Raw genomic sequence first — 26,352 nt, 5'->3', positions numbered from 1 at the left:
TTTTATGCTATTCTCTATATTAATTGCTCATTATAACAACTGGGATTACTTTCAAGATTGTTATAATTCTATAAAAAATCAGACTTACCAAAATTTAGAAATTATCATTGTTGATGATTGTTCTACAGATGGTTCGTACGAAAAATTACAAGAATTAGCGAAAGCCGATTCTCGCATTCAACTTTTTAGAAACAATGTCAATTCTAAAGTTGGATTTACTAAAAGGAGATGTATCGAAGAAGCGAATGGAGAAATATGCGGTTTCCTAGATCCAGACGATTTTTTAACGAATACCGCAATCGAAGAATCGGCCTTAGCATATAAAGGCGAAAACTGTATTGCAACTTATTCAAAAATTAAATTGGTCAATGATAAAGGGGAAGCTGTAGGCGATTTCAAATATTCTCGAGAAATACCTCAACATAAAAATTTGTTCTTTAACATTAATTTTGAAGTTGCTCACTTTTTTACTTTTAAAAAATATACATACAACCAGACAGAAGGGATAAACCCAGCATTAACATCGGCTGTCGACCAAGATTTGTATTTAAAACTATACGAAAAAGGTAATTTCAAGTTTATTAATTCTTTCCAGTATCTCTATAGACTGCATGACAAAGGGGTATCACAAAACAAATCGAAAAAAGCAAAACTAAAGGAAAATTGGCATAAAGTCATCTTTGCAACTTGCCACAGAAGAAAAATCAACAAACTTTATGGCAAGAATGTGGCAGAAATAACTGACTTACCAAAATATATTTTTGAAAAAGAAAATAGCTTTTTTAAAAAACTTTTACGAAAACTAAGCTAATGGATATCATTATAAAATCTTTCAATCGACCTTATTACTTAGATCGTTGCATTGCTTCTATTATGGAAAATGCTAAAGGAGATTTCAACATTTTTGTTTTGGATGATGGTACACCTCTGCGGTATTTAGAAAAGATTAAACAAAAATATCCATCGATTTCTATTTTAAAATCAAAACAATATCCTGAAAAGATTAAAGCTGTTGAGCAGAATATTGCATCAGGAAAAAAAATTGATGGCTTTACGATTCCCACCGACCTTTGGTATAATCAAATTAAAAAGGCTTCGGATTATGTTATGGTAACTGAAGACGACGTCTGGATGACAAAGCCGATTAACTTTGACACACTGACTTCCGAAATGCAAAAAAGCAAAATTCCTTTGTTAAAGCTAGGTTGGCTTGGGAATTATTCGGACGATAAAAACTGTGATGTCAATAATTTTGGCATTTTTGATTCGGTAATTCCTAAAAAAACATTTACATCGAATCAGTTTGTTATGGATCTTTTCATGTACAACAAGTACAAATTTTTTACGATTTTGTATAAATTAGGTATTGCCGACAACACAACAAAAAGAAAGTACTGGGCACTTAATTCTATCCTGATGGGACTGTATCAGAAAGATTATTGGTTACAAATCTGGAAAGACGCCAGAGGCAAAGTTGACGAAAAACAACAATTGCGAAACGCCGCAGCTTGGTATCACAACAATAAAAAAGCCATCTTTGCACGAACGAAACAAGAGGTTTTAAAAACGACTTTCAAATCTTCGGCAACAGAATCTTATCACGAATATGGAAACAATTTTGATGTTAACAGAATGAATTTTATCCTTAACGAAGCTTGGTACACAGATAAGTTTAACGCCATGGAAAATTATCCAAAAGATTTTTCTGACGACTATATCAAAACATTTTTAGAACAAGCCAATCATCCCGACGCGCAATATTTGGAATGGAAAAAATGGTCAGAAAAATTTAAAACACAATATCGAAATCTAGGGGCTGAAGTCGATAACTGAGAACATAAAACACAACATGCAAAAAATAAAAATACTATTTCGGTTACGATCACTAGAGATGGGCGGTGTCCCACGCGTAATCTTAGATATTTTAAACAACCTCCCAAAGGATAGATTTGATTTAACCCTGATGCTCAATCTGTATCAAGGAGAACTGGTGAAAGAGATTCCCAAGGACATCAAACTTATCGTTGTAGAAAAGGGTAAAGAGCAAATGAGCTCCAATAGATTAGTCCAAAATTTACAAATAGTTTTTCGCCGTATAAAGCTAGAGGTCTATACTAAATTTCCATCAATATTATATCATCTAAAAGTTCGTGAAAAATACGATATAGAAATCGCCTCTAGCTACGCAGAATTTGACATGGTACTAAACTCTCCTGATAAAAAATCGCGGAAAATTGCTTGGTTTCACACTGACATTTCTTATGATGTGAATCAAAAAAATGAACGTAATCAAAAGACCGCCTTGGAAAGAGTCGAGAAATTAAAAAAATTTGATCATGTAATATTTTGTGCGGCAAATATTAGAAATGCAATTGAAAAATATTATCATATAACATATCCTAGCAGTTCGATAATCTACAACGCGATTCGAACCGACGAGGTTAAAGAAAAATCTTTAGCCACAAATGTAGATCTTCACAACCTCAAAAAACCCATTTTTTGTTCTGTTGGCAGACTAAATAAAAGAAAAGCCTATCACACATTAATCAATATTCATCAAAAATTGATTAATGAAGGTTTTGACCACAGCATCATAATTTTAGGAGATGGAGAAGAAAAAAACAATTTGACTCAACAAATAAATGAGTGTGATGTACAAGAAACTTTTAAATTATTGGGAACAAAAACTAATCCTTTTCCGTACATGAAAAATTCAGATTATTTTGTTTTTCCTTCAAAAACGGAAGCATATCCATTGGTTATTAACGAGGCTTTAGCATTGGAAATACCTATAATTAGTACAAATGTTGGAGGAATCCCAGAGATGATAGATGATGGCATCGATGGTATGTTAGTTAATGATAACGAATCGCAGATCTACGAAGCCATGAAAAAAGTATTTACACAACCAGAATTATTTGAAAAAATAAGAAAAAACACTGCTGAATCCTATAAAAAGTTTGATTCTCAAAAGATATACAAACAGATCTGCGAAGTTTTTGAACAACAATACCAATTAAAACTACAGAATGAGCAGTCCTAAAATTACAGTTGTTACACCAACATACAATCGTGCGCATACCATAACAAGATCTTATGAATCTTTGAAACAGCAAAACTTTAAGGACTTCAAATGGATCATTATGGACGATGGGTCAACCGATGGGACAAAAGAATTGGTAGAACAATTTAAAAACGAAAACATCATCGACATAGACTATTTTTGGAATGAAAACCAACATAAATTCATAACCGTTTTTGAGGGCATAAAAAAAATACGGACACCTTACTTTATGATTTTGGATTCGGACGACACTTATCCAGAAAATTCTTTAAAGTTACTGTTTGAAGAATCAGAAAAAATCAAAAATCAAAACGATTACATTGGTGTTATAGGGCTATCTGCTGATGAGGAAGGCAATGTTGTAGGGCACAAATTCCCAATTGAATTTGATGGATCTATCTTTGATATGCGTTACAAATACAAAGTTAGAGGTGACAAAAATGGCATATTTTTCACCAATACTTATCTTCGATATTTACAAAACTTCGACTACGAAAAATATAAAGGTAAAGGCTACATCCCCCAATCTGTATTTTTCAATATTTACGATTCACAAGGCATCAAAACACGTTTTATCAATAAGATTGTACGCAATTACCACATGGACGAAGGCGACCAACAATCGGTCTCTAATACGAGGTGGACTGGGAAAAATACATTTGGATTGATGGAAGGTTATCGCTCTTTTCTCAATTGCTATCACAAACAACTTACAAGCTATCCTAATGTTTTAATAAGGAATCTAGTAGGTTATCAAACCTATTCTTTAATAAATAACAAAAATCTTAGTGAAATTAATAAAGGAATCACTAATTTTAAAGTTCTGTCAACATTAATCTTTCCATTAACGTTGATCTACAAAAAAACACAATAGCCGATGTTATTTAACTCTATTTCTTTCGCAATATTTTTGCCGATTGTATTTGCTTTGTATTGGATACTACGTAAAAATATGAAGCTTCAAAATTTGCTACTTCTAGTTGCAAGTTTTTATTTTTACAGCTGTTGGGATTGGCGTTTTGCATTTTTACTATCATTTTCAATATTTTTAGATTACTATTCGGGAATAAAAATCGAAGAGGCAAAACAAACCTCATCGAAAAAATTCTGGCTGACTTTAAGTATAGGAATCAACTTAGGCTTTTTAGGTTTTTTTAAATATTATAACTTCTTTGCAGCCTCATTAACAGAGTTCTTAAATGGTTTTGGATTAAATGTACATCCTTGGACACTTAACATAATCCTGCCAGTTGGGATTTCATTCTATACATTCCATGGACTTTCTTACATTATTGATATCTACAAAGACCGAATAAAAGCTGAGCGAAACCTTGTTGACTATTCTGTTTTTGTAAGTTTCTTCCCATTATTGGTTGCTGGTCCTATCGAAAGAGCAACACACCTACTCCCACAAATTAAGAAAGCACGGATTTTCAACTACCCTATGGCTGTTGATGGTATGCGCCAAATACTTTGGGGGCTTTTTAAAAAAATGGTGATTGCTGATAACTGCGCCATTTACGCCAACGAAATATTTTCTAATCCAGAAGCGCAATCTGGTTCAAATCTAGTTTTAGGCGCAATATTTTTTACTTTCCAAATTTATGGTGACTTTTCTGGCTACTCCGACATTGCTTTAGGTGTTGCGAAACTCTTCGGAATTAATCTTCTTAAAAACTTCAACTATCCCTACTTTTCTCGTGACATCGCAGAGTTTTGGAGAAGATGGCACATATCATTATCTACATGGTTCCGCGATTACCTATACATTCCATTAGGTGGTAGCAAGGGAGGCAATTGGATGAGAATTAGAAATACTTTCATCATATTTATTGTCAGTGGATTTTGGCATGGAGCCAATTGGACATTTATATTTTGGGGATTTCTAAATGCTTTATTTATTATGCCATCTATTGTAATGAAAACCAATAGAAACAACCTCGAAATAGTTGCTGGCGATAGAATGTTCCCATCTTTGAGTGAGTTATTCAAGATGATTGTAACTTTTGGTTTGACGGTTTTTGCTTGGATATTTTTCCGCGCCAATTCTGTAACCCATGCTTTTGATTACATTGGGGGTATTTTTAACAAAAGCTTGTTTCAATTCCCAGAGCTTAAAAAGAGTGCTTTAGGAACTTTAATATTAGTAGGATTTTTATTAGTTGTCGAATGGCTTGGTCGTCGTAATAATTATGGCATCGAAAAACTTTTACTTAACCAAAAACGATGGCTCAGATTGAGTTTTTATGCATTTATAATTATGTTAATCGCATTATTTTTACAAACTGAAGAAAGTCCATTTATTTATTTTCAATTCTAACACAAATGAAAAAATTTTTAATTAACATAGGACTATTTGCAGTTTTTGCTATATTATTTTATATAATTGTGATGCCACTCTGGAGTTCCATCATGCCTCCTTTTATGGCAAAAAATGTTAGAAATTGTATGGGTTGTTATGGGCATACTTTTACAAGGATGAAAGATGCTGCCAAGACAAAAGACATTGATGTCCTCATCGTTGGATCTTCACACGCCTATCGTGGTATAGATCCGAGAATTTTTGAAAAAGAAGGCATTACGGCTTTTAATCTCGGATCAAGCTCTCAAACGCCCATTAATACCAAAGCATTATTGCATCAATATTTGGACAAAATAAAACCTAAAATGGTGCTTTACGAAGCTTATGCAGGTACTCTGACAATTGACGGCGTTGAGTCTTCTTTGGATTTATTAAGTAATAACAAAATTGATATTAACGCTATTAACATGGCGAACGAAATCCATAACTTGCTAGCATATAACACTTTACTATTTTCCAGCTTTCGTCAGACCATTGGTTTAAATAAAAATTTTAAAGAAGCGCTAATACAAGGTGGTGATCATTATATACAACCAACAGGTTTTGTTGAAACTGAATATCGTAAAAATATATTCAATAAAGAAGATAAAACCCATTGGGACCTTCGTGATAATCAAAAAGAGGAATTAACAAACAACATCAACTATATAAAAAGTAAGGGTATCGAAGTTTACATTATCCAAACACCAATTACTCAAAAACTATACGATGCAATTAATAACAATGCCGAGGTTGATCACTTTTTATCGAGCTTAGGAACTTACAAAAGCTATCAACACGCACTCCCATTAAAGGATTCAACGGACTTCTACGATAGCAATCACCTTAATCAAATTGCCGTCGAAAAATTCAATCCAATTTTAGTAACCGACGTCAAAAAATTATTGAGTAAATAATCCATATGAAACCTAACAAAAAAATATTATTTATTTATTACAAACTCTTTAAGCCTGGAGGTGTTGCTAGAGTTTTAACTTCTCTAGCTAATGAGCTTTGTGAAGCTGGATATGATGTAAGTATTTTGGTTCTAATGGCTAATGATGGCAGCTTTTTTCATCTTGATCCACGTATTAAAATTATTAAAATTGACACATTTTCGCACTGGGGTTTTACTAAAATCAATGTTAATCTTGATAAATACTTTAGAAAACTACCAGCTAGAAAAAGTATCAAAAACTATATCTACGATTTTGGACAATGGGAAATGTTATCAAAATGGTTAAAGCAAAATCATCATGAGTATGATGTGCTTATATCTTCTTGGTATAAACTTTCATCTCAAATTGCTCGAAACAAAACAATTGCAGCTAAAACAATTGCATGGGAACATGCTAACTTTGAAGTCGGCGGCAAACTCTGGAAAGACTTACTAAGAAATAATTACAAAAACTTTAAAGCTGTTGTTTGTCTTAATTCACCATCATTAGGACACTACAAACAAATCAATCCCAATTCTTTTCTAATCGCAAATCTTATTGGACAACCTTTCGAAAGCTTCGATTCTGAAAAAATTGAAACCAAAAAAAATGACTTAATATTTGTAGGACGATTAGATAGTGACAAAAACGTATTGGAAACCTTAGAAGTGCTTAAGAATGTTGATCTAAAAAATTTTAAATTTAAAATCATAGGCGATGGCCCCTCAAAATCTAAACTAAAAAAATATATAGAAGGCAACAATAATCTCAAAAATAAAGTAGAAATTCTTGGCACAAAAAATCTCGATAAAATATTTTTAGCTTTAAGCACCAGCAAAGCATTCTTGTTTACAAGTAAAACGGAATGCTTACCAACTGTATTGATTGAAGCAAACCTCACTGCAAACGCATTAATTTCTTATGATTGCAAATATGGACCGTCTGATATTGTCAATCAGCAAAACGGATACCTCATCCCAATGCATGACAAAAAAATGTTTGCAGAAAAACTTCAATATCTAATCGATAATCCCTATGTCTTAGAAGAGCTTAACAAGTCAAGTTATAAAGAGTCTGCAAAATGGAGAAAAGATAAAATCATCCAACAATGGAAAACCTTAATCGATAATTAATTTTAACATCGTAAAAATTACATTTTGAAAAAGAAAATCCTTATTCGTATTGGTTCCTTAAGACATGGTGGTGCAGAGAAAGTTTTGGTGACTTTTCTCAAAAATTTGCCGTCAGACAAATACGAAGTAGACCTTTTGCTTAACTTGTATTCGGGGAAATATCTTACCGAAGTTCCGTCTTGGGTTAATGTGATGTACCTCAACAAAGGCGAAATGATTACGACCAATCGCCCACAAGACATTCCTAAAAAAGCCTATCGTGTTGTCTATCAACGTTTATTAAAAAAATATCCAAAAATTCTTTATAAGCGAAAGCTCAAAAACAAACAATATGATATTGAGTTTGCTGCCATCCATGGTTTTATGGACGAAGTGCTCAACAGTCCTTTGACATCCTCAAAAAAACTGATGTGGATCCATAATGATCTGACGCAAGTCGAAGGCTATACCAAAGAAAAAATCAGACGCTTTTTCAAATATGATAAAGTGATGGTTATTTCTGAAAAGATTAAAAAAACTTTTGAAGACCTTGCTATTTCCGAAACTGAAAAATCTAAAATTGTTAGAATTTTCAATCCTTTGGATACGGAAGAGATTTTGACAAAAGCACAAAAAACTGTCGAAAACTATAAATTTAATGACAAACTTCCGACTTTCATTTCGGTTGGAACCGTTTTCCCTCAGAAAGGATTTGATCGACTTTTAAAAGCTCATAAAAAATTAATAAATGAAGGATTAGACCACCGACTTCTCATCGTTGGCGATGGCTATGATTTTGAAAATATTAAAAAACTAAAAACCGAACTTGGCGTTGACAACACAGCGACGATGTTGGGTTTTACAGACAATCCTTATCCTTATTTCAAAAGAGCGAATTTTTATATTTTAAGTTCTCGTTACGAAGGCTTCCCGACCGTTTTATTCGAAGCGATGACACTTAACAAAAATATTATAGCAACCGATGTTTCTGGCGTTCGAGAAATGTTAAATGATGGCGACTTGGGTTTAATCATAGAAAACTCCGAAGAAGGTATTTATAAAGGTATGAAAAAAGCTTTATTACATCCTCAAACTTTTGAAAGTTATCAGGCTAAACTTCAAGATTACGAAATGCCATTTAACCTAAAAAATTCTGTGAAAGGGATTACAAATATTATCGATAATCTTTAACTTTGCAATATGTCTTATACGACCATTCAAAAAGATTTTTACAGAGAAAGTGGACAATATTTGTCACATTTTCAGATACTAAGAAAATGCTTTAGTCCAAATCTGCATTATATCTATTGGTTCCGAAATGCGCAAAAACATCCCAAATCTTCATTAACAGGGAAAATCTACAGATTCATTCTTCGTCATTATCAAATTAAATATGGTTTCCAAATCTATGCAGAAACTCAAATTGGCGAAGGATTTTATCTCGGACATTGGGGACAATTGGTGATTAATCCAAAAGCTGTGATTGGCCGCAACTGTAATATTGCACAAGGTGTAACCATCGCACAAGCCAATCGTGGAAGGCGCGAAGGCGTACCAACTATTGGCGACGAAGTCTGGATTGGTCCCAATGCCGTTATTGTTGGTGGCATCACAATTGGGAATAATGTTCTTATCGCGCCTAACGCTTATGTAAGTACAGATGTGCCAGAAAACTCCGTAGTCATCGGCAATCCTGCGCAGATTACACCCAATAATATGGCCACAGAAGGCTATATTAATAATAAAGTAAAATATTAAACTTTGTTAATATTTTTAATTTTTTAATCAAAATAAATTACTTTTGCATCATTATTGATTCAATCTATCAAAACACCGTATTTAATAGTTAAAGTAATTTTAACCTTAAATATATATTTTTATGCAAGATTCGTACAACAAAGTTTTTGAAAACAACCGTCAATGGGTAGAAGAAATGAAATCTACCAACGCAGACTTTTTTAAAAACTTAGCAGAAGGTCAAAACCCAGAATTTTTATACATCGGATGTTCCGACAGTAGAGTTCCGGCAGAAGACTTGATGGGATTGAAACCTGGTGAAATTTTCGTTCACAGAAATATTGCTAACGTGGTTAACAATATCGACATGAATGTTAATTCGGTTATTGAGTATGCGGTTAGTCATCTAAAAGTGAAACACATTGTTGTATGTGGACATTATGGATGCGGCGGTATTAACGCAGCGATGCAATCGACAGACCTTGGTCTACTTAACCCTTGGTTAAGAAGTATTCGTGACGTGTATCGTACACACCAAGAAGAGTTAGACGCAATCACTGACCAACATCAAAAGTTCGACAGATTGGTAGAACTCAATGTACAAGAGCAGTGTATTAACGTAGTGAAAGCTGCTGCAGTACAAAAAGGCTTTGTCCAAAATGGTTATCCCGTTGTGCACGGATGGGTTTTCGATTTGAAAACTGGCACATTAAAGGATTTGAATATTGATTTTGAAGGCATTCTTCACAATATTCAGAAAATTTATGATTTGACAGAATCTACTTGGTCGGTTCCAAAAATGGAAAAATAACCTTGTAAAAACTGTTATTAAAGCAATCTTATGAAGTATTTGAGTATTTTAGTTTTAGCAATCTTTATGAATTTCACAGCCTTACCGAGTATGGCTGCGGTTTTCGGATGGGATTTGCCAACGACTAATGTATCGATTGCTGAAGAAGAAGTAAAAACAAGCTCGTCATCTTTTAATGAAAAGGTAACGCCTAATCCACTTTCGATACACGACTTTATTAAGTTTTTCGAATCTGATCTTGGCAAAAAATCTTTCACCCTTATTGATGACAACGCGAGTATCTCTCCGTATATCCCTATTTTTTCGCCACCTCCGAATCAGATTTAATTTTAATCAAGCTTCCCTTTATCAACTATCGGGAAACTCCTCTTATTCAATTAATTAAAATTAAATTTTCAACGTAGAAAACTTCAGTTACGTCAGTAATGAGGTTATATACTTATACTTTTTCGGATATGAAAAAAGCAAAAAACTTCATGGGCTTATTCAAGGAGAATTTCCCATCAGGACTTGTCGTCTTTTTAGTTGCCTTACCACTTTGTCTTGGTATCGCATTAGCATCTGGCGCACCACCATTAGCAGGAATTATCTCAGGTATTATCGGGGGCTTGGTTGTCGGATTTATTAGTAACTCGCACATTTCGGTATCGGGGCCAGCAGCAGGACTTACAGCCATTATTATTGCTGCCATCACAGACCTAGGCTCTTTTGAATTGTTTTTAGCAGCTGGTATTATCGCCGGTCTTATACAGCTAATCTTAGGTTTTATTCGAGCTGGTAGTATTTCCAACTATTTTCCCAACAACGTTATCGAAGGTATGTTGGCTGGTATTGGTATTATTATCATTATTAAACAAATACCGTTGGCATTAGGTTACAACAGCAATATTGCAAGCGAATCAATTTTTGACAACGGAATTAATACAGCCTTCTTTAGTAATTTACTTTCGGCGATCCATCCAGGAGCAATCGTGGTAACTTTAGTTTCAATAACAATTCTACTCATGTGGGATAAAGTTAAAGCTTTAAAGAAACTAAAACTTTTGCCAGGCGCTTTGGTAGCTGTTATTGCAGGTATTGTTTTAAATCAAAGCTTTTTAGCGAGTGGAAGTTCTTTAGCGATTTCAAAAGAGCATTTGGTAAATCTTCCTGTCCCGAAAACGGCAGACGATTTTAAAGCAATGATTACTTTCCCAGCTTTTGAAGGTTTTTTAAACTATAAAGTTTGGATTGTTGGTGCAACGATTGCGATTGTAGCTTCTATCGAAACACTTTTGTGTATCGAAGCTTCGGACAGACTCGATTCTAAAAGAAGAATTACAGACACCAATCTAGAGTTGCGTGCGCAAGGCATTGGTAACATTTTGAGTTCTTTAATTGGTGGACTTCCAATGACTTCGGTTGTTGTGCGAAGTTCTGCAAATGCGAACGCTGGTGCAACCAATAAAATCTCAACGATGATACATGGTGTTTTGCTACTTGTATGTGTGCTAAGTATTCCATTTTTGTTGAATATGATTCCGCTAGCGACTTTGGCTGCCGTTTTAATCTTAATTGGTTACAAACTAGCAAGTCCTAAAAACATCATGCATTTTTGGCACAAAGGAAAATATCAGTTTATCCCTTTTATAGCAACGATTATCGCAATTGTAGCAACAGATTTATTAAAAGGTGTGGCTATTGGTTTGGCAATTTCGATTATCTATGTTCTTCAGGGTAATATGAAACGTGCTTATTATCTGAGTCGAGAAAAACTTAACGCAGCAGATGAAATTAATATCAAACTTGCAGAAGAAGTTTCGTTTTTAAATAAAGCCGCGATTAAGAAAACGCTGAAAAACATCAAAGCAAATTCTATCGTAACCATCGATGCGAGAGGCACATCTTACATTGCGACAGATGTATTGGAAATGATACAAGATTTCGCTAATATTAGAGCTGTAGAAGAAGATATCGAAGTACGATTAGTTGGTTTTAAAACCTCTTATAAAGATTATGCAATCGACGAAGATTCTCATGTAATTATTGAGCATCGAAGAGCGATTTAATTACAAAAACTCTTTTTTCACTTATATTCTATCAAAGAAAAGCGAACCAAAATTTGGTTCGCTTTTCGATTTTATTTACCATTAAAAGCTGTCATCGTATTCCCCACACCAGCGAACACAAAAGACAAACTAGCATTCGCAAACTTATCCAGTCGTTCTGGTAGTTTTTCATTTTCTTCTTCGGACCATTTCCCGAGCACATAATCGACTTGTTGTCCATCTTTAAACTCAGCAGAAATCCCAAAGCGAAGTCTTGTATAATTTCCTGTATTAAGAACTTCTTCAATATTTCTAAGTCCGTTATGACCACCTGCGCCACCTTTCATTTTCATTCTTAAAGTTCCGAAAGGTAAAGCCAAATCATCGGTAATCACTAAAACATTTTCCAACGGAATATTCTCTTTTTGCATCCAAAATCTAACCGCATTTCCGCTAAGATTCATGTAGGTATCAGGTTTAAGAACAAAAACTTTTCGGCCTTTGTGCTTACCTTCTGCCAACAATCCAAAATTACTAGATTTGAAAGGCGTTTCAATTTTTTCAGCGATTTTTTCAGCAACTTTAAACCCGACATTATGTCGGGTCTCAGTATATTCGTCACCTTTGTTGCCTAAGCCAACAATAAGATATTTCATAGTTTAATAATATTCGAAAGTAATTTTTCCACCATTATCACTTCTTGTACCAGCAACTGGATAATTATCAGTGTTGTAGGTGTATGTCATATCATAAGAAACACTATCACCAACCACTTTAATAGTTTTATAGTTGTTTTGAGAAAACATAGCGACAGGCGAAGATGAACCTAACATGAAATTCATAGAAAAAGCTTTAAAAGCTTCAGGAAAATTTGCAAATGGATTCTTTTTATCATCAAAATTAGACATTAGCATTTCCACTTTCGGGAAAATCGGAACCGTTGAAGTCAATTTAAACGAAGTAAGATTGGCTCCAGTAAAACCCAATGTACTATCCAAACTTCCCATCTCACTAGTACCATTTTTGAAAGTAGATTTAGCACCAGAAATATTACTTGCTGAATATCTAAACTGTGTATCAATATTATAAACCTCAACATCACTAGATTTTGCGACAGCTTTCATAGAAGTTAGCTTTCCTCCAGTGTATACCAAATCATAGGTTGTATCCATTTGCGACTCGCCCTCTTCTTTTTGAGTTTGCTTTATTTGCGATAACTCTGTTCCGTTATAAACAAGAACATACGTATACTCATTTCCATGACTAGATTTGGAATATACTTTTGTAAGCTTATCTGCGTCGTATGTATAAGTGGTTGTTAAAACATCCCCGTCTCCATTCGTATCTTCAATTTTTTTTAGCTTTTTGACTGATGTATTTGTATTACCATAATTAACCCCTACTAACGAATCCCCAGTTATGTCTCTTGTAGAGTCACAAGAACTTGTGATTAAAAAAGCACCAACAACAACTAAAATTTTGAAACTTAATTTCATCTTGTAAATTTTTACAAAAATACTATATTTCGATTAATCCTAACTTGCTAAAATCTTCTGCAATAAAATATTAACGGCATCCACATCATTAATATTGTCAATACGCATCATGAGCTGACTTCCTTCCTTGCCGGCTTTCTCCTTTAGCTGCGCTTCTGCTGGATTAAGTTGAAGATAGGAAATGATCTTTCTAAACTTTTCTGTTTGATAAAACTTATCTTGCGGATTGCTTGGGAAATAACCTAAAAAGACTCGATTTTTCATAACAATTTTATCAAAACCAATATCAGCCGCAAGCCATTTTAGACTAACACTTTTTAATAAATTAATCGCTTCTTTTGGTAACGCACCAAATCTATCAACCAATTCATTTTCAAATTTTTGCAAGTCTTTTTCATTGTCGATATCCGCCAATTTTTGATACAACAAAAGTCGCTCTTCTGTACTCGACACATAATCGTCTGGCAGCATCAAATCCAAATCGGTTTCAACATTAACTTCTTTGGTAGATTTAATTAATTTTTGACGCTCTTCTTCATTATCAAACAATTTCTCAAATTCTTCATCATCTTTTAATTCTTCCAAAGCTTCTTGCATAATTTTTTGATAAGCCTCAAAACCCATTTCGTTGATGAAACCGCTTTGCTCACCACCCAACAAATCTCCGGCACCACGAATTTCTAAATCCTTCATCGCTATTTGGAATCCACTTCCCAAATCTGAAAACTGTTCGATGGCTTCAAGACGTTTTCTAGCATCGGAAGTCATCATATCCATAGGCGGCGTTAGAAGGTAACAAAAAGCTTTTCTGTTACTACGACCAACACGACCACGCATTTGGTGCAAATCAGCCATCCCAAATCGGTGCGCATCGTTAATGAAAATCGTATTCGCATTAGGCACGTCTACTCCACTTTCGACAATGGTTGTCGACACCAAAACATCATATTTGCCTTCCATAAAGTCGAGGACATTTTCTTCAAGCTTTTTGCCATCCATTTGTCCATGTCCAGTAATTACTCGAGCATCTGGAACCAATCTTTGGATTAGCCCCGCAATGTCTTTAAGGTTTTCAATTCTATTATTAATAAAATAAACCTGGCCACCACGTTGTAACTCGTAAGAAACCGCATCTCGAATCAATTCTTCATCAAAACCGATTAACTGTGTATCAACAGGTTGACGATTAGGCGGTGGTGTTTTAATAACCGATAAATCACGAGCGGCCATCAACGAAAACTGTAAAGTTCTCGGAATCGGCGTCGCTGTCAAAGTCAACGTATCGATATCACTTTTCAGGGTTTTAAGTTTATCTTTTACAGAAACCCCGAACTTGTGCTCTTCATCAATAATTAAAAGTCCCAAATCTTTGAATTTAACATTTTTGCTAACCAATTGGTGCGTACCAATGACAATATCAACTTTTCCTTCTTCAAGTGCTTGTATGGTTTCTGATTTTTGTTTTGCCGTACGAAACCTATTGAGATACGACACGTTAACTGGGAAGTCTTTAAGCCTTTCTTTAAAGCTTCGATAATGCTGAAATGCCAAAATTGTCGTCGGTACCAAAATCGCAACTTGCTTCCCATCTGTTGCCGCTTTGAAGGCAGCACGAATTGCAACTTCCGTTTTACCGAATCCAACGTCACCGCAAATCAAACGATCCATCACGGTTTCGGCTTCCATATCATGTTTAACATCAATAGTTGCTTTCTCCTGATCTGGCGTATCTTCGTACAAGAAACTCGCTTCCAATTCATTTTGTAAATAAGAATCTGGTGAAAAAGCAAATCCTCGCGCCATTTTTCGTTGGGCATAAAGCTTAATCAGATCAAATGCAATCTGTTTAACTTTAGCTTTAGTTTTCTGTTTTAAAGTCTTCCAAGCAGGAGAACCTAACTTGCTTAAAACAATCTCGCGACCATCTAGTCCATTGTATTTTGAAATTTTATGAAGCGAATGAATACTCACATAAAGTAAGTCGCCATTCTTATAACTTAGCTTAAAACATTCCTGAACTTTACCATCATTAGTAACTTTCACAAGTCCCATAAATTTCCCAATTCCGTGGTCAATATGGGCAATGTAATCACCAATTTTCAAAGATGTTAAATCCTTGAGTGTCAACTGTTCACTTTTAGCGAACGAATTCTTTGCTTTAAAACGTTGGTAACGATCAAAAATCTGATGATCTGTGTAGACTGAAATTTTATTTTTACTGTCGACAAAACCTTCATGAAGCTCTGACAAAAATCCTTTGTAAGGCACTTCTTTTTCCAGTTCTGCAAAAATAGATTCTAGCCTTTCTTTTTGTTTTTCTGTTGAAAAGGAAATCCAAGTATCATAACCTTCTGCTTGTTTCTCCATTAAATCTTCAATCAAAAACTCAAAATTTTTATGGAAAGAAGGTTGCTGTGTTTGGAAAGCATCAACTTGATGAAATTTAATATCATCTAATTTGAGTGTATCCAAGGTAAAATCAACTAAAACCCTATCCTTCAAAGAATTAACAAAATCATCTTCCGAAACAAAAAGCTCCTTTGGACTTTGATGTTTGATATCTTTATTAAGACTTTCAAATTTTGTTTCTGCTTTTTCGTAAAAATTCTTAACCTGAATTAATGACATAAAAGCATTCTTCGCTAAAACAAAACAATCTTTTGGCAACAATTCGAACAACGAAACCTTACTTCCAGTAACGCTATAATTCATGTTCGAAACCAATTGAAAATCCGTTACTTTTCCAACAGAAAGTTGCGTTTCGATATCAAACGTTTTTATGCTTTCAACTTCATTTCCAAAAAATGTTATTCTGAATGGTTTTTCGTTCGCAAATGAAAATACGTCGACAATTCCACCACGAATAGAAAATTCGCCAGGCTCAGACACAAAATCAGTTTGGTTAAATTGATAATGATTTAATAATTCATCAACAAAATCAAAATCCAATTGATCACCAACTTTGATGTGATGTGAAATCGCTTTAAAATCTTCCTTCTTCAAAACCTTCTCCGACAGCGCGCCAGCATAAGCCACAATTATTTTAGCTTTTTTACTGGAATTCAACTTATTAAGAACCTCTGTTCGAAGTACAAGATTGGCATTTTGCGTCTTTTCTATTTGGTAAGGATCAAGATGCGTTGCTGGAAAATACAGAACATTTTCTTTCCCAACAAGATCTTCTATTTCCGCATTCGCATACAAAGCCTCTTCTTTATCATTAAAAATAAAAAGAATGCTTTTCTTCTGAGTAACAAACAGTTCCGCAGCAAAAATAGAAGCAGACGATCCCGCCGAACCTTTCACAGAAATATGTTGATATTGCTCCAAAGCCTCGAAAATGGATTTCCCAAATTCGTTTTTCAAAAGGTCTGGAAGAAGATATTGTTGAATGGTTTTTAGTGACATAAATTCTAAAGTCTATAAACGACATAACGATTCCGAAAGTTTTCCGGAATCGTATTTATTATGCAAATATAAGAAATCTGAAATTTTCATATCTTAGCTTTCTAAAAATTCGATGCAAGCATGCTAAAAACGTTACGGTTTTTCAGTTACATAATGATCGTTGTTTCTCTTATTATTTCTTGTAAGAGCAGTGATGATTCTGATCTTTTTCGTGCTTATGTTGAAGGAAAGGTTATACCTGGACCAAATAGCGCAGAAGATTTTATGATCTCACCAATCCATTTAATAAGCAACAACAGAATTATCGGAGAAACTTTTCCGAAAGAAAATGGACAATTTGTTATAGCTGGTCCATACGCATCAGGAGATTACAAACTTCAATTCAAATCAAAAATTAAAACTTTTTCTAACAGCAATACTAATTGCAAAATAGCCTCAGATTCAGTCAGTATTATTATACCATCTGGTGTGACTTATTTAGTTTTTAATGAAATAAAATTTAAATAATGTCAAGACTTGCACTACTTCTCATAGTTATCCCTACACTTGTTTTATCACAATCGAGAAAAAAGAAAGCCTTGCTTGAAGAAATGTCGTTTTCGATCGAACCAAACGTTCGCGTTATGAAGGCTATCGGAGATAATTCGATGAATAAAGCGCTTTCTCCATTTGTTGGTTTTGGTCTTGGAGGAATTCTGTATGTTTATAAAAACTTTGGACTAACAGCGGAATACAATTATATGACTGCAAATCTCAATCAAGATAACCAAGGCGGTCTTTTTGGTTATATGTCTGCTGCGACCATGCACAATGTAGAATTTTCAGGACTTTACAAACACAACATTAGCGAAGCTGTCGACCTTGAAGGCCTTGCAGGTGCTAGTATCTATAGAGTTTCCTCAAAGTTCATCGACAAAGGAGGAAAATTTAATGAAGGAAATTCTGGTTTTCATATTGGAGGAAAAATTCTTTACACATTGGATCGTGAAGGCGTTCAACAAGTTGTTTTTGGAACAAAACTCAATTATTATACAGCCAGTATTAGAAATCAAAATCCGGACATCGAAAAATTCTACTCTAAAGCTTGGTTTCTAAATTTCAGCGCTGCTTACCGAATTAACTTTTAAGTTTCATTTTAATGTTTTTTTAATCTTTGATAAATTATAGTTAAATATTTCAAATTCGTTTTAGCGAATGAAATTTTACTATACTTTTACCACAGAATTCACAAAGCAAACAAAATGAAAAATATCCTAACAGTATTAACTTTAAGTTTAGGTTTAGGAATTGCGAGTGCGCAAAGCACCCAGCCTTCTACATCTAAAACAACACCTGTCAAACCAGTTACTACAACGGTAAAAAAAACAGAGTTGAAAGAAGTTAAATCCTCAACAGGTAAAGCTGTTGTGACAGATACGAAGACAACATCTGTAAAGCTTAAAAAAGACGGCACACCTGACAAGCGTTACAAGCAAAATCAGCATCTTAAAAAAGATGGTACGCCAGACAAGCGTTACAAACAGAATAAATAATTTTTCATAACTTTTATTTTTAGCGTGAACCTTGTTTCAGATTTTTCTGAAGCGAGGTTTTTTATTGCATAATATTTGCTAGACTTTACAAAATCACAATATTATGACATTCGACTATCCAATGACAACACTTAGCGAACTTATGGCACAACTTGCCCAAAACGGCATTAACAAAGAAGTTCGCATGAATGATGATAAAGTATTTGAATTGCAAGGCGCAGGGAAAATCTACAATAAACCTGACGAATTATTAATTATTCGTGCCTACAGATTCGAAGGAGAAAGCAATCCTTCCGATAGCGCCGCTTTGTATGTTATGAAAGACAAAGATGGTGAAATAGCTTACCTTATCGAAACTTATGGCGCCGAAAGTAATTATGACGGACCGGAATTTGATGATTTTCTAAAGGCGATTCCGTTTGATGAAGATTCACAATTTAAACTGTCGTAATAAAAAAAGCGCTCAATAATTGAGCGCCTTTTTTACTTTATCTCAAGCTCTATCACATAACCTTCGTGTCCACGAACATTGATGAAATAGTCACCTTCGAATTGTAGATATTGTCCTTTAATACCTTTAAGTATTCCAGTGAATTCTGGTTGCTTATCTAAAGTGAAAACATTGACTTTTCCTGGCGCTGTGTATGGATAATCTAGTTTTACAATATTTTCTTCATCGCTTGTAAACTGCTTAAAATCCTTCGGAAAATACTCCGAAATTTTATCACGAAATTCTTTTAAATCCAAATCAGATTCAAGTTCCGACATTAACATTTTTTTATAGTTGGTTTTGTCTGCGATATGTTGTTTTAGTTCGACCTCGATCATTCCCGCTTCATAACGATTTTCGGTTCTCGCAATTGGTAAAGCAAAAGTTGCACCTTGGTCGATCCAACGTGTTGGCACTTGCGTCTCACGTGTCACACCTACTTTAACGTCGCCCGTGTACGAAAGATACACGACATGAGGAACTAACTGAATAGATTTTTCAACTTCTAAATCGCGCTCTGCAATGCCAAGATGTGCTGTTGACAACTCTGGACGAATGATGGTGTCGCTCGCATATGGACTTTCGAAAAAGCATTTTTTGCAAAACCCCATTCTGTAGATTTTCTCATCGCTCCCACAATTCACACATTGATAACCAATATGTTTGATGCGAAGTTCTTTTCCGAAAATTTGATTCATCGAAATCAAATCATCATTTAGATTTAAAAAATATTGAATAGGTTCTGCCAATTGCGAACTCATCTTTAGAATTTGTCCAGAAAATATCATCTCAAAAATTTAAGACTATAAAATTAGTCTTTTCTATTTTATCATTATTAAAATATGTGCAAAAAACTGTAACTTGTTACAAAAGCTTTTCATTAAAAATCTCTTTATTTTGTTACATTTGCGAATCAAGAAAACACAAGTATGCAATATCTGGTTACAGGTGGTTCGGGCTTTATCGGCTCTCACCTTGTCGAACATCTTCTTAAAAATGGACATTCTGTCATTAACACCGATAATTTTGATGATTTTTACGATTATAAAATTAAAATAGAAAATACTTTAGACAGCACTGGTCTTTCAGTGGCATTTGATTTTAATAATAAAGAAGAAGATATTGCAAATCTTAAAAATCTAACAAAAAGCGACAAGTATCAACTTTACTATCAAGACATTCGAGATTTAGATGGTTTAGAAAAAATTTTTGATAATCATAAAATTGATTTAGTAATTCACTTGGCGGCTTTGGCAGGTGTTAGACCTTCTATTGAAAGACCTTTGGATTACGAATCTGTCAACATCCGTGGCACAATGAACCTTTGGGAACTTTGCAAAAAACACAATATTAAAAAGTTTGTTTGTGCATCTTCTTCAAGTGTTTATGGTAATAATGAGAAAATTCCGTTTTCTGAAACTGACAATGTTGACAGACCGATTTCGCCTTACGCTGCTACTAAAAAATGTGGTGAAATAATGGGACACGTTTATCATCATCTTTATAGTATAGATATGATACAGTTGCGTTTCTTCACGGTTTATGGTCCGAAGCAACGTCCAGACTTGGCAATTCATAAATTCACGAAATTAATTTCTGAAGAAAAAGAACTTCCTTTCTACGGCGATGGTAGCACGGCGAGAGACTACACCTTTATTGATGATATTATTGATGGCATCTTGAAATCGATTAATTATCTTGAAAACAACGATAACGTCTACGAAATCTTGAATCTTGGCGAAAGCGAAGTTATCAACCTCCACGAAATGTTATCCACCATAGAAACAGAAATGTCACAAAAAGCACATCTCAAAAAACTGCCAATGCAACCTGGCGATGTGACAAAAACGAACGCTGATATTACAAAAGCTATGACAATAATTGACTATAAACCAACGACCAACTTCCAAAATGGCATAAAAAAATTTGTGGAATGGTTTTTGAGAAAAGCTTAGCAAGTCTCGCGAAACAATATTAAATACAGCACTTCGCAAGCTTTTTATTAAATTAAACTTAAAAATAAATTTAAAAAGTTTTTAAATTTATTTGAAAATTGAGAATAAAACTTATATTATATAACCTATTTTTTTACTTTTGCAAAAAATTAAATTATGTACTGGACTTTAGAATTAGCTTCATATCTGAGCGACGCACCTTGGCCAATGACTAAGGCAGAACTTATCGACTATGCCATCAGAACTGGTGCGCCAATGGAAGTTGTTGAAAACTTACAAGCCATCGAAGACGAAGGTGAAGTCTACGAAAGCATCGAAGAAGTATGGTCTGACTACCCGTCTGACGAAGACTTCTTGTGGAACGAAGACGAATATTAATATTATAATAATGCCTTTGGACAACCTCCAAAGGCTTCACTGAATTATTAACGAAGAAGACATTTGGTTTTCTTCAAAACTAAGGATGATTCCTGACGAAAAAATCAATAGATAATGAGTTTTTTAAATAGTGTTCTTAAAAGTTTTTTGGGTGATAAAAACGCAAAGGACTTAAAAGAAGTAAAAAAAGTTGTTAACAAGATCAAAGCTGTAGAGCCTAACATTCAGCAACTAACAGATGATGGACTGAGAGAGAAGACAGAAGAGTTTAGATCAAAGATCAAAACAGCTACAGCTTCTATTACAGAGCAGATTAACTCTGTACAAGAACAAATAAAAACTACAGAAAATATTGATGAGAAGGAAGCACTTTTCGGTAAAATAGAAGCTCTTAAAAAAGATTCTTACCAAATCGAAGAGAAAGTCCTTGGAGAGATTCTTCCAGAAGCTTTCGCATTAGTAAAAGAAACTTCTAGACGTCTCGCTCAGAATGGATCAATCCGCGTGAAAGCCACTGATTGGGACAGAGAGTTGGCTGCAACTAGAGATTTCGTAGAGTTGGAAGGCGACATTGCCGTTTGGAAAAACCAATGGGACGCAGCTGGTACAGCCGTAACTTGGGATATGGTACATTATGACACTCAGTTTATTGGTGGTATTGTACTACACTCTGGTAAGATTGCGGAGATGGCAACTGGTGAAGGTAAAACTTTAGTAGGGACACTTCCAATATTCTTAAATGCACTTCCGGGACGTGGTGTACACGTCGTAACAGTTAACGACTATCTTGCAAAACGTGACTCCGCTTGGATGGGACCACTTTACATGTTCCACGGGATGACTATCGATTGTATAGATAACCACCAACCTAACTCGGATGCTAGAAGAAAAGCTTACCAATCGAGCATTACGTACGGAACAAACAACGAATTTGGTTTCGATTACTTAAGAGATAATATGGTAACTTCACCAACCGAATTGGTACAAGGTGAACTTAACTTTGCGATCGTCGATGAGGTTGACTCAGTTTTAATTGATGATGCAAGAACGCCATTAATTATTTCTGGACCAGTTCCACAAGGTGATAGACAAGAATTTGATGTTTTAAAACCATCAATCGATCGTATCGTTGAAATCCAAAAAAGAACCATAACAGGTATTTTTAATGAAGCAAAAAAATTAATTGCCAACGGAAATACTAAAGAAGGTGGTTTCAAATTATTACAAGCTTACAGAGGACTTCCAAAATCTCGTCCTTTAATTAAATTCTTATCAGAAAGCGGAAATCGTGCATTACTTCAAAAAGTTGAAGCGCAATATATGCAAGACAACAACCGCGACATGCCAATTGTAGATAAAGATCTTTATTTTGTGATTGATGAAAAAAACAATCAAATCGATCTTACTGACAAAGGTGTAGAATATATGTCTGCTGGTAACGAAGATCCTAACTTCTTCGTATTGCAAGACATCGGGACAGAAGTAGCAGAACTAGAAAAACAAGGTTTAACAAAAGAAGAAGAATTCGCTAAAAAAGATGAATTGTTCAGAGATTTCGCTGTTAAATCTGAGCGTATCCATACCCTTAACCAACTTCTTAAAGCTTACACACTTTTCGAAAAAGATGATGAGTACGTTGTTATCGATGGTGAAGTAAAAATTGTTGACGAGCAAACTGGTCGTATCATGGACGGTCGTCGTTATTCTGACGGTCTTCACCAAGCGATTGAAGCTAAAGAAAATGTAAAAATCGAAGCAGCGACACAAACTTTCGCAACGGTTACTTTACAGAACTATTTCCGTATGTACAACAAGTTAGCAGGTATGACTGGTACAGCGGAAACTGAAGCTGGAGAATTCTGGCAAATTTATAAATTGGATGTTGTGGTTATCCCAACCAACAGACCAATCCAAAGACATGACAGACACGATCTGGTATACAAAACGAATCGTGAAAAATATAATGCCGTAATCGAAGAAATTGAAAAATTAACAGCTGCTGGAAGACCAGTTCTTGTAGGGACAACTTCGGTAGAGATTTCTCAATTGTTATCGAGAGCATTACAACTTAGAAAAATTAAGCACCAAGTTCTTAACGCGAAACTTCACAAGAAAGAAGCGGAAATCGTTGCTGGAGCAGGTCAACCAGGTGTTGTAACCATTGCAACTAACATGGCAGGTCGTGGTACCGATATCAAGCTTTCATCAGAAGTTAAAGATGCGGGAGGTTTAGCAATTATTGGTACAGAAAGACACGACTCTAGACGTGTTGACAGACAGTTAAGAGGTCGTGCTGGTCGTCAAGGAGATCCAGGTTCTTCACAATTCTATGTGTCTTTGGAAGATAACTTGATGCGTCTTTTCGGTTCAGAAAGAATTGCGAAAATGATGGACAGAATGGGCCATAAAGATGGTGAAGTTATTCAACACTCAATGATTTCTAAATCTATCGAAAGAGCTCAGAAAAAAGTTGAAGAAAATAACTTTGGTATTCGTAAAAAGCTTCTAGAATATGATGACGTGATGAACAAACAACGTGACGTAATCTACAAGAGAAGAAAGAATGCATTGTTCGGTGATCACCTTAAGTATGATATCGTTAACATGATCTACGATACGTCTGCATCTATTGTTGCGGCGGCTAAAGCTAACGGAAACTTCAAAGATTTTGAATTTGATTTAATTAAATATTTTACAATGGAATCTCCGGTTACTGAGCAAGAATTCAGCAACTTACAAGAGAAACAATTGGTGGACAAAGTATTTGCAAGCGCACAAGAAGATTACAAAATGAAGTTGCAACTTCTTAAAGAAAAAGCAAACCCAATCATCGAGAATGTTTTCCTTAATCAAGGTAGCATGTTCAAAATGATCCAAGTTCCTTTCTCTGACGGTGTTAAAACAACAACTATTGTAACAGATCTTCAACAAGCTTACGAAACTAAGTGTGAGAGTCTTATCACAGATTTTGAAAAAAATATCTGTCTTGCAATCATCGATGAAAACTGGAAAACTCACCTTCGTGAGATGGACGACTTGAGAAGATCATCACAAGGTGCTGTATACGAGCAAAAGGATCCGCTAGTAATCTACAAGCAAGAGTCTTTCTTCCTATTCAGCGAGATGGTTGACAAGGTTAATAAAGAAATCATTTCATTTTTATACAAAGGCGAAATTCCTGCATAAGAATATTAAATATCATAAAACCGGAGATTTTTCTACAATCTTCGGTTTTTTGTTTTTAAAATTAAAATACTAACGAGCTGTAGATTGAAAAAAACTTTAAAACAAAACTTTTATTATCTTTTGAAACTTTTGTGCTTATCATGTTTAAGCTCTAAGATTTTCACTAAATTTATCCTTCGATAAAATACAAGATGGCATTACTAGATTTATCCAACGAAGTCGCAATCGGTATCGATATTGGCGGCACTAACACTAAGTTCGGACTCGTTAACCACCGTGGCGAAATTCTCCAAAAAGGAAGCCTAAAAACAACGGGTTACGACAAAGTCGAAGACTTTATAGATGAGCTTTACAACAATATAAAAACCTTGGTTGACATGCATCCCGAAGTATCGGTGCGTGGCGTTGGCGTTGGCGCTCCCAACGCTAATTATTATAAAGGAACGATTGAGCATGCTCCCAATCTTAACTGGAAAGGTATAATCCCATTTGCTAAATTAATCACAGAAAAATTTGAAAAACCTTGCACCATCACCAATGATGCCAATGCAGCCGCTTTGGGCGAAATGATGTACGGCGCCGCGCGCGGTATGCGAGATTTTATCATGATAACTTTGGGGACTGGCGTTGGTAGCGGTATTATTTCTAATGGTCAATTAATCTACGGCCACGACGGTTTTGCGGGAGAATTAGGACACACCATTGTGAAACCTGGTGGAAGAAGACATTGGAGCACCGATTCCGAAGGTTCTTTAGAAGCTTATGCATCGGCATCAGGCATTAGTATCACCGCCAAAAAACTGCGTGCAGAATTTCCGAGTTCGATGTTAAATGATTTTCCAGAAGATGAAATCAATTCGCAAACCGTATTTGAGTGTGCTGAAAAAGGCGATGATATTGCTAAGGAAGTTTTCCGATATACAGGTCAAATTTTGGGTGAAGCTTTAGCCAATTTTGTTATGTTCTCTTCACCAGAAGCTATTTTGTTATTTGGAGGTGTTATCAAAGCGGGCGATTATATTTTGAAACCTACCAAACTCCACATGGAGAAAAATTTGTTACCGATTTTCCGTAACAAAGTGAAGTTAGTCACCAGCGAATTGGACGAAGCCGATGCAGCCATTCTTGGCGCAAGTGCTTTGGTCTGGGAAAAATAATTTTATTTAAACTTTTTTAAAAATGAAAAATCTTGCATTATTTATATTGACCTTGGTAGTATTTGTCAGTTGTAATGGACAAGATTCTAAACCTAAAACTATAAATATTAAACCTAAAAATAATCATAAAATGGAATTAGCAACAATAGGAGGAGGCTGTTTTTGGTGTGTCGAAAGCTGTTTCAATATGTTAAAAGGTGTCGAAAGTGTAACCTCTGGATATTCTGGTGGACATAAAGACAATCCCACTTACGAGGAAGTTTGTACGGGAGAAACTGGTCATGCAGAAGTCGTGCAAATTAAATTTGATCCAAGCATCATCTCGTTTTCAAAACTCTTGGAAGTGTTTTGGTTTTTACACAACCCAACAACGCTTAACCGACAGGGCAATGATATTGGAACACAATATCGTTCGGTGATTTTTTATCATTCTGAACAACAAAAACAAGACGCTCAAACTTCTCTTAAAAACTCGGAAGCGAAGCAGGAATGGGAAGGAAAATATGTGACAGAAATTGTTCCGTTTGAAAAATTTTGGGCTGCAGAAACTTATCATCAAGGTTATTACAACGCCAATCCCACACAACCTTATTGTAGCGCGGTGGTTGGTCCTAAAATTCAGAAGTTTAAAAAACATTTTGGTGCATTAGACATGTTGAAACCTGAATAAAATTAAAAAGCGCTCTAGAAATTCTAAAGCGCTTTTTTATATGTTTTAAA

25 protein-coding genes are annotated in these 26,352 nt (G+C 34.9%); 21 read left to right on the top strand and 4 right to left on the bottom strand.

All coding sequences use genetic code 11. The features are described 5' to 3' along the window. Window positions 1-4 precede the first annotated feature (4 nt). The 12 genes from AC23MB_RS01540 to AC23MB_RS01485 all read left to right on the top strand — a co-directional run bounded on the left by AC23MB_RS01540 (window position 5) and on the right by AC23MB_RS01485 (window position 12,051). Window positions 5-811 carry a glycosyltransferase family 2 protein gene (locus AC23MB_RS01540; protein ID WP_374329184.1) on the top strand — a complete coding sequence of 269 codons (807 nt, stop codon included), beginning with the start codon at window positions 5-7 and terminating at the stop codon, window positions 809-811. After that, window positions 811-1,833, top strand: a complete 1,023-nt coding sequence (locus AC23MB_RS01535; RefSeq protein WP_313027255.1) for a glycosyltransferase — start codon at window positions 811-813, stop codon at window positions 1,831-1,833. Before AC23MB_RS01540 ends, AC23MB_RS01535 begins: the two co-directional genes overlap by 1 nt. 16 nt (window positions 1,834-1,849) lie before the next feature. Then, a complete protein-coding gene (locus tag AC23MB_RS01530; protein WP_487786355.1) occupies window positions 1,850-3,043 on the top strand; it encodes a glycosyltransferase in 1,194 nt (397 codons plus the stop codon). Continuing rightward, entirely contained in the window at window positions 3,030-3,938 is a 909-nt protein-coding gene (locus AC23MB_RS01525) for a glycosyltransferase family A protein (RefSeq protein WP_487786354.1), read from the top strand. Before AC23MB_RS01530 ends, AC23MB_RS01525 begins: the two co-directional genes overlap by 14 nt. Window positions 3,939-3,941: 3 nt before the next feature. Further along, on the top strand, window positions 3,942-5,384 hold the full coding sequence (locus tag AC23MB_RS01520) for an MBOAT family O-acyltransferase (protein ID WP_487786353.1): 1,443 nt from the start codon (window positions 3,942-3,944) through the stop codon (window positions 5,382-5,384). 5 nt (window positions 5,385-5,389) lie between these two features. Further along, a complete protein-coding gene (locus AC23MB_RS01515) occupies window positions 5,390-6,322 on the top strand; it encodes a hypothetical protein (RefSeq protein WP_487786352.1) in 933 nt (310 codons plus the stop codon). A 5-nt stretch (window positions 6,323-6,327) separates the two neighbouring features. Then, window positions 6,328-7,476, top strand: coding sequence for a glycosyltransferase (locus tag AC23MB_RS01510; protein WP_487786351.1), 1,149 nt, complete (start codon window positions 6,328-6,330; stop codon window positions 7,474-7,476). A gap of 21 nt (window positions 7,477-7,497) precedes the next feature. Next, entirely contained in the window at window positions 7,498-8,646 is a 1,149-nt protein-coding gene (locus AC23MB_RS01505) for a glycosyltransferase (RefSeq protein ID WP_487786500.1), read from the top strand. Window positions 8,647-8,655: 9 nt separating this feature from the next. Beyond that, window positions 8,656-9,213: a serine acetyltransferase gene (locus AC23MB_RS01500; RefSeq protein ID WP_312321612.1), complete on the top strand. Its 558-nt coding sequence runs from the start codon at window positions 8,656-8,658 to the stop codon at window positions 9,211-9,213. Between the two features lie 121 nt (window positions 9,214-9,334). Next, complete coding sequence (locus tag AC23MB_RS01495; RefSeq protein ID WP_313027284.1) at window positions 9,335-10,003, top strand: carbonic anhydrase; 669 nt, start codon at window positions 9,335-9,337, stop codon at window positions 10,001-10,003. A 30-nt stretch (window positions 10,004-10,033) separates the two neighbouring features. Continuing rightward, window positions 10,034-10,330: a hypothetical protein gene (locus AC23MB_RS01490; RefSeq protein ID WP_313027289.1), complete on the top strand. Its 297-nt coding sequence runs from the start codon at window positions 10,034-10,036 to the stop codon at window positions 10,328-10,330. A 128-nt stretch (window positions 10,331-10,458) separates the two neighbouring features. Then, on the top strand, window positions 10,459-12,051 hold the full coding sequence (locus AC23MB_RS01485) for a SulP family inorganic anion transporter (protein ID WP_312321607.1): 1,593 nt from the start codon (window positions 10,459-10,461) through the stop codon (window positions 12,049-12,051). Window positions 12,052-12,122: 71 nt separating this feature from the next. Here AC23MB_RS01485 and pth read toward each other — a convergent pair whose 3' ends face one another. From pth to mfd, 3 genes are read right to left on the bottom strand one after another with little or no spacing between them, the layout of a single operon-like run. Continuing rightward, window positions 12,123-12,686 (bottom strand): aminoacyl-tRNA hydrolase, encoded by a 564-nt coding sequence (gene pth / locus AC23MB_RS01480; RefSeq protein WP_312321605.1) that lies wholly within the window; start codon window positions 12,684-12,686, stop codon window positions 12,123-12,125. A 3-nt stretch (window positions 12,687-12,689) separates the two neighbouring features. Beyond that, window positions 12,690-13,526, bottom strand: coding sequence for a hypothetical protein (locus AC23MB_RS01475; protein WP_312321604.1), 837 nt, complete (start codon window positions 13,524-13,526; stop codon window positions 12,690-12,692). Between the two features lie 39 nt (window positions 13,527-13,565). Further along, complete coding sequence (gene mfd / locus AC23MB_RS01470; RefSeq protein ID WP_374329191.1) at window positions 13,566-16,934, bottom strand: transcription-repair coupling factor; 3,369 nt, start codon at window positions 16,932-16,934, stop codon at window positions 13,566-13,568. A gap of 153 nt (window positions 16,935-17,087) precedes the next feature. Here mfd and AC23MB_RS01465 point away from each other — a divergent pair, with 153 nt between their 5' ends. The 4 genes from AC23MB_RS01465 to AC23MB_RS01450 all read left to right on the top strand — a co-directional run bounded on the left by AC23MB_RS01465 (window position 17,088) and on the right by AC23MB_RS01450 (window position 18,917). Continuing rightward, window positions 17,088-17,441: a hypothetical protein gene (locus AC23MB_RS01465; protein WP_312321602.1), complete on the top strand. Its 354-nt coding sequence runs from the start codon at window positions 17,088-17,090 to the stop codon at window positions 17,439-17,441. Further along, entirely contained in the window at window positions 17,441-18,061 is a 621-nt protein-coding gene (locus AC23MB_RS01460; RefSeq protein ID WP_312321601.1) for a hypothetical protein, read from the top strand. Before AC23MB_RS01465 ends, AC23MB_RS01460 begins: the two co-directional genes overlap by 1 nt. Before the next feature lie 114 nt (window positions 18,062-18,175). Beyond that, window positions 18,176-18,466, top strand: a complete 291-nt coding sequence (locus AC23MB_RS01455) for a hypothetical protein (protein ID WP_312321600.1) — start codon at window positions 18,176-18,178, stop codon at window positions 18,464-18,466. 103 nt (window positions 18,467-18,569) lie between these two features. Next, the gene (locus AC23MB_RS01450) at window positions 18,570-18,917 is read left to right on the top strand and encodes a hypothetical protein (protein WP_312321599.1); all 348 of its coding nucleotides are present in this window, start codon (window positions 18,570-18,572) and stop codon (window positions 18,915-18,917) included. 32 nt (window positions 18,918-18,949) lie between these two features. Here the strand turns inward: AC23MB_RS01450 and AC23MB_RS01445 are convergent, their stop codons facing one another. Then, the gene (locus AC23MB_RS01445) at window positions 18,950-19,744 is read right to left on the bottom strand and encodes a DUF2797 domain-containing protein (RefSeq protein WP_487786350.1); all 795 of its coding nucleotides are present in this window, start codon (window positions 19,742-19,744) and stop codon (window positions 18,950-18,952) included. Window positions 19,745-19,885: 141 nt separating this feature from the next. Here AC23MB_RS01445 and AC23MB_RS01440 point away from each other — a divergent pair, with 141 nt between their 5' ends. The 5 genes from AC23MB_RS01440 to msrA all read left to right on the top strand — a co-directional run bounded on the left by AC23MB_RS01440 (window position 19,886) and on the right by msrA (window position 26,302). Then, entirely contained in the window at window positions 19,886-20,911 is a 1,026-nt protein-coding gene (locus AC23MB_RS01440) for a GDP-mannose 4,6-dehydratase (RefSeq protein WP_312321595.1), read from the top strand. A 156-nt stretch (window positions 20,912-21,067) separates the two neighbouring features. After that, window positions 21,068-21,289 (top strand): DUF2795 domain-containing protein, encoded by a 222-nt coding sequence (locus AC23MB_RS01435; protein WP_079666493.1) that lies wholly within the window; start codon window positions 21,068-21,070, stop codon window positions 21,287-21,289. A 114-nt stretch (window positions 21,290-21,403) separates the two neighbouring features. Further along, window positions 21,404-24,475: a preprotein translocase subunit SecA gene (gene secA / locus AC23MB_RS01430; RefSeq protein WP_312321591.1), complete on the top strand. Its 3,072-nt coding sequence runs from the start codon at window positions 21,404-21,406 to the stop codon at window positions 24,473-24,475. Window positions 24,476-24,666: 191 nt separating this feature from the next. Then, entirely contained in the window at window positions 24,667-25,632 is a 966-nt protein-coding gene (locus AC23MB_RS01425; protein ID WP_313027319.1) for an ROK family protein, read from the top strand. A gap of 22 nt (window positions 25,633-25,654) precedes the next feature. Then, window positions 25,655-26,302, top strand: a complete 648-nt coding sequence (gene msrA / locus AC23MB_RS01420) for a peptide-methionine (S)-S-oxide reductase MsrA (RefSeq protein WP_313027323.1) — start codon at window positions 25,655-25,657, stop codon at window positions 26,300-26,302. Window positions 26,303-26,352: the final 50 nt, after the last annotated feature.

Source organism: Soonwooa sp. T0.1_25 (genome assembly GCF_057652215.1).
Note: the sequence above shows the minus strand (reverse complement) of the source record. Positions and strands in the feature narration are given on the sequence as shown.

What these genes read in the sequence shown, in the direction of transcription:
- AC23MB_RS01540 (WP_374329184.1), top strand. Translation starts at nt 5, where the DNA reads ATGCTATTCTCTATATTAATTGCTCATTATAACAACTGGGATTACTTT.
- AC23MB_RS01535 (WP_313027255.1), top strand. Translation starts at nt 811, where the DNA reads ATGGATATCATTATAAAATCTTTCAATCGACCTTATTACTTAGATCGT.
- AC23MB_RS01530 (WP_487786355.1), top strand. Translation starts at nt 1,850, where the DNA reads ATGCAAAAAATAAAAATACTATTTCGGTTACGATCACTAGAGATGGGC.
- AC23MB_RS01525 (WP_487786354.1), top strand. Translation starts at nt 3,030, where the DNA reads ATGAGCAGTCCTAAAATTACAGTTGTTACACCAACATACAATCGTGCG.
- AC23MB_RS01520 (WP_487786353.1), top strand. Translation starts at nt 3,942, where the DNA reads ATGTTATTTAACTCTATTTCTTTCGCAATATTTTTGCCGATTGTATTT.
- AC23MB_RS01515 (WP_487786352.1), top strand. Translation starts at nt 5,390, where the DNA reads ATGAAAAAATTTTTAATTAACATAGGACTATTTGCAGTTTTTGCTATA.
- AC23MB_RS01510 (WP_487786351.1), top strand. Translation starts at nt 6,328, where the DNA reads ATGAAACCTAACAAAAAAATATTATTTATTTATTACAAACTCTTTAAG.
- AC23MB_RS01500 (WP_312321612.1), top strand. Translation starts at nt 8,656, where the DNA reads ATGTCTTATACGACCATTCAAAAAGATTTTTACAGAGAAAGTGGACAA.
- AC23MB_RS01495 (WP_313027284.1), top strand. Translation starts at nt 9,335, where the DNA reads ATGCAAGATTCGTACAACAAAGTTTTTGAAAACAACCGTCAATGGGTA.
- AC23MB_RS01490 (WP_313027289.1), top strand. Translation starts at nt 10,034, where the DNA reads ATGAAGTATTTGAGTATTTTAGTTTTAGCAATCTTTATGAATTTCACA.
- AC23MB_RS01485 (WP_312321607.1), top strand. Translation starts at nt 10,459, where the DNA reads ATGAAAAAAGCAAAAAACTTCATGGGCTTATTCAAGGAGAATTTCCCA.
- pth (WP_312321605.1), bottom strand. Translation starts at nt 12,686, where the DNA reads ATGAAATATCTTATTGTTGGCTTAGGCAACAAAGGTGACGAATATACT.
- AC23MB_RS01475 (WP_312321604.1), bottom strand. Translation starts at nt 13,526, where the DNA reads ATGAAATTAAGTTTCAAAATTTTAGTTGTTGTTGGTGCTTTTTTAATC.
- mfd (WP_374329191.1), bottom strand. Translation starts at nt 16,934, where the DNA reads ATGTCACTAAAAACCATTCAACAATATCTTCTTCCAGACCTTTTGAAA.
- AC23MB_RS01465 (WP_312321602.1), top strand. Translation starts at nt 17,088, where the DNA reads ATGATCGTTGTTTCTCTTATTATTTCTTGTAAGAGCAGTGATGATTCT.
- AC23MB_RS01460 (WP_312321601.1), top strand. Translation starts at nt 17,441, where the DNA reads ATGTCAAGACTTGCACTACTTCTCATAGTTATCCCTACACTTGTTTTA.
- AC23MB_RS01455 (WP_312321600.1), top strand. Translation starts at nt 18,176, where the DNA reads ATGAAAAATATCCTAACAGTATTAACTTTAAGTTTAGGTTTAGGAATT.
- AC23MB_RS01450 (WP_312321599.1), top strand. Translation starts at nt 18,570, where the DNA reads ATGACATTCGACTATCCAATGACAACACTTAGCGAACTTATGGCACAA.
- AC23MB_RS01445 (WP_487786350.1), bottom strand. Translation starts at nt 19,744, where the DNA reads ATGATATTTTCTGGACAAATTCTAAAGATGAGTTCGCAATTGGCAGAA.
- AC23MB_RS01440 (WP_312321595.1), top strand. Translation starts at nt 19,886, where the DNA reads ATGCAATATCTGGTTACAGGTGGTTCGGGCTTTATCGGCTCTCACCTT.
- AC23MB_RS01435 (WP_079666493.1), top strand. Translation starts at nt 21,068, where the DNA reads ATGTACTGGACTTTAGAATTAGCTTCATATCTGAGCGACGCACCTTGG.
- secA (WP_312321591.1), top strand. Translation starts at nt 21,404, where the DNA reads ATGAGTTTTTTAAATAGTGTTCTTAAAAGTTTTTTGGGTGATAAAAAC.
- AC23MB_RS01425 (WP_313027319.1), top strand. Translation starts at nt 24,667, where the DNA reads ATGGCATTACTAGATTTATCCAACGAAGTCGCAATCGGTATCGATATT.
- msrA (WP_313027323.1), top strand. Translation starts at nt 25,655, where the DNA reads ATGAAAAATCTTGCATTATTTATATTGACCTTGGTAGTATTTGTCAGT.